Genomic DNA, 2,692 nt, shown 5'->3' on the forward strand with positions numbered 1-2,692 from the left:
ACGCGGCGGACGCCTTGCATGCCTGCGGCGCGCTCGGCCCGTACATCGACAAGGCCGGGTTCGCGCGTCTGCTCCGCTTCGGGCTGTTGCCCGAGGGCACGCAGATGGGATTCACCGCGCTGCAGCTGGCCGACGGATCGAGCCTGCCGCTCGATCTGGGCAATGCCGACGCACGCGCGCAGTGGAACCGTGTCCTCGCCGGCCGCACGCTGCGCGAGGGACGTTACCTGCGCGGAGCGTTCTATCTCGGTTCGAACGCATTCTACGCTTGGCTGCGCGGCCTCGATGGCGCTGCCTTCGACGGTTTGTCGATGACACGCGTCTCTGATATTAACCAGCTCTACGGCGGACGCGAATCGCTCGACGCGTTGCAGCGCCGCGACGCGCGCTTCTTCAACACCTGCATGATGGCGACGCTGCTCGGCGCGGCGACCTCGGACGCGCTCGCCAACGGCCAAGTCGTCAGCGGCGTTGGCGGTCAGTACAACTTCGTCGCGATGGCGCATGCGTTGGCCGACGGACGCTCGGTCCTGCTGCTGCGCTCGACGCGCGAGAGCCACGGCAAAGTCGAGTCGAATATCCTCTGGGACTACGGTTACACGACCATTCCGCGTCACCTGCGCGACATTTACGTCACCGAGTACGGTGTTGCCGACCTGCGCGGCAAGTCGGACGAAGACTGCATCCTCGCCATGCTCGCGATCGCCGACGCGCGTTTCCAGGACGACCTCGTCGCCCAGGCCAAGGCCGCGGGCAAGCTGCGTCGTGATTTTGTGATACCTATCACATGTCGCGGAAATACAAGGGAAAGTCTCGCCACGGCGCTGAAGCATAGTGGACTGGCGGCGCACTTCCCGGAGTTCCCGTTCGGCAGCGACTTCGACGAAACCGAGCTGCGTCTACTGCCGGCGCTGACCCGGCTGAAGGCCTTGTCGACCAGCAAGCTCAAAATGGCATTTTTTTTGCTGTTGTCCTTTTTGTCGCCATCTCACGTCTCTGAAAGTGAAACGCTCATGGCCAGGTTGGGTCTGCAGCACCCGACGAGCTTCGCCGAGAAGGTAACGCGGCGACTGGTGCTCCGTGCGCTCGCCCGGCGGGGCCATGGCGATGCCCGGTAATCGTCGTGCATGAATTCCGTATGGATTCTTTTGTTGGGACACGGCGCGGGGAAAGGGCTATGGTGAATGCCGTGGCAAGCACCGGAAACGCAGCACCGCCACGGAAGACGTCCCGAATATTCGCCGCCGAGCAGCAAGGACAGCGTTAGACATCGGACAGCAGGCACATTCATCAGCTTTTGGGGAGCTCATGAATCAGGTCTTGGATCGTCTCGAAGCGATGTTGCCGGCGCAATCCGCGCCGGAGCCGGGTTCGTCGGTCGCCGAGCCGATTGTCCTGCGCGGCTGGCTGGACGGCCTGAAACTCGCCGACCGGCAGTTTGCGCTGATGCGCCTGCGCAACGCGCTGCGCGAATTCAATACCCTGCTCATGGCGCCGCGCCAGCGCTTGGCCATGCTCGAAATGTTCGAGCTGGCTGCCGCCGCCCTCATCGACGACGTGAAGAACGAAGTGCGCGAGTTTTTTCCGATGTCCTCCCAGCGCGTCGACGAAATACTTCTGGCCGACGAGATCGAGGGCGAATTGGGGCTGGGCTACATTGGGGTCGTCTGCGGTCTCGCCGAGCGCTCCGGCAAGGTGTCTTTCCTGCAGCGCGGCTGCGTGGCCAAGGCACTGGTGCGCGCGAGCGCATGCCAGAAGGGGCGCCTGTGGCTGGCCTGCCGCAGGCTCGCCGCGCCGGCTGCGGGGGTGTGGCTGCGCCTGCACGACCTGTTCGGCTTCGCCGTCGGCTGCGGTTGCGTCGACAGGGAGAGCACGCTGGCGCAGGGCGGCGCGCGGGCGAGTACGCGTTCGATCTACACGCAGGCACTGCTGCTCGCCTTCGCCAAGCCGAATCAGTTCACCCAGGCACGAAACCGGCAACTGCATACGAGCCTGCCGGTGCTGGCGTCGTGGTGCGAAGTACGTCGCGGTCGCGCAGTGAACGGCGCGATTGCGGTGTGCAGCACCAGCGACACGTCGCCGCCGGTCATGCCGGCCGAGGGATGGATGGATGCCGGCGCGGACTGGATGCTGGACATCCGCGCCCTGTTCGCACAACTGGACACGCTCGTCAGCGGCAGCCATGGGCAAGACGGGATCGTCGTGCATGCGTTGTATGGCAACGGCGTGGCGACTCTCGCCGTGGATCTCGTCGAGGCGCTCAGGCGCGTCTGGTCGGGTCACACGGAGCGCGAGTCCGTGCGTAGTGCGGATCAGGCCTGGCTCGAAACCGAAGTCGGCTTGGCGCACGTGCATTCCCATCTGACCGGTTGCCAGGACATGGAGTCCACCTCGCCGCTTGCCGGCGAAACCAGCCTGCCGGTCGCCAGTTGGGCGCTGCGCATGTCGACTCGCGCGGAGGCGAAGCATGCACGTGCGGAGGTGATCAACAGCAGCCGGCACGGTTATCGCCTGCGCTGGAAGCCCGGCGAGGATGCACGCGCGCGCGTCGGCGAACTGATCGCGCTGGCACCGATAACCCGTGGCGAGCGGCAATGGCGCTACGGCGCCTTGCGCTGGCTGCGCACGCAAGGCGACGCTGCGGTCGAGGCCGGCGTCGAACTGCTGCACTCGCCGATCCCGGTCGCGGTCT

The 2,692-nt window shown here is 65.6% G+C and carries 2 protein-coding genes; both read left to right on the forward strand.

Annotated elements, in window-relative coordinates:
• The coding region (locus tag VF497_RS14135) for an acetyl-CoA hydrolase/transferase C-terminal domain-containing protein (RefSeq protein ID WP_330889806.1) at positions 1 to 1,118 on the forward strand (1,118 nt) is incomplete at its 5' end.
• Between the two features lie 190 nt (positions 1,119 to 1,308).
• Positions 1,309 to 2,692 (forward strand): hypothetical protein (locus VF497_RS14140; protein WP_330889808.1); only part of this gene is annotated, 1,384 nt, incomplete at its 3' end.

The sequence above is a fragment of the Rudaea sp. genome (genome assembly GCF_036383415.1).
Taxonomy (GTDB): Bacteria; Pseudomonadota; Gammaproteobacteria; order Xanthomonadales; family Rhodanobacteraceae; genus Rudaea.